General features: G+C 35.4%; 1 protein-coding gene. It reads left to right on the top strand.

The features are described 5' to 3' along the window. Positions 1–185: 185 nt before the first annotated feature. A complete protein-coding gene (locus M1B35_RS32505) occupies positions 186–428 on the top strand; it encodes a type IX secretion system membrane protein PorP/SprF (protein WP_425273468.1) in 243 nt (80 codons plus the stop codon). The last annotated feature ends 81 nt before the right edge of the window (positions 429–509 follow it).

Raw genomic sequence — 509 nt, 5'->3', positions numbered from 1 at the left:
GATGGGGAGGTGTGGTATTTGAAAAATCGAATTTCCAGCCGAATGATAAATCTCAGGGCTGGAATGGCCTTATAAAAGGTGTAAAAGCATCTCCCGATGTATATGTATATACCTGCGAAGTGATTTGTGAAAATAATACAACCTATACATACAAAGGGAATATTACATTAGTCAAATGATACCCTATGAGAAAAATCTTAGTAATCATATTATTTTGTTCTCCGCAATTGTTATTATCGCAGGACTTTTCATTTTCACAGTTCTATGAAATGCCCATGTTGCGCAATCCGGCTTTATCGGGAATATTTAATGGAGATATTAGAGTTAGTTCTGTTTATAGAAATCAGTGGGGAAGTATTTCGGTTCCTTTTCAAACAAGAGCGATTGGAGTTGAGTATAAAAAAATCAATCAACGAGCAAAGCAATAGTTATTACACGTTGGGATTACAGATGACTTATGACAAAGCAGGTGATCTCGCACTTAAAAGAACACAGATTTTACCAGTAAT

Source organism: Pseudomonas morbosilactucae (genome assembly GCF_023241665.1).
GTDB lineage: Bacteria > Pseudomonadota > Gammaproteobacteria > Pseudomonadales > Pseudomonadaceae > Aquipseudomonas > Aquipseudomonas morbosilactucae.
The sequence above is the reverse complement of the archived record's forward strand: the minus strand, read 5'-3'. Positions and strand labels throughout refer to the sequence as shown.

Bases quoted from the DNA above. Each gene is read 5' to 3' on its own strand.
- M1B35_RS32505 (WP_425273468.1), top strand. From the start codon at position 186: ATGAGAAAAATCTTAGTAATCATATTATTTTGTTCTCCGCAATTGTTA.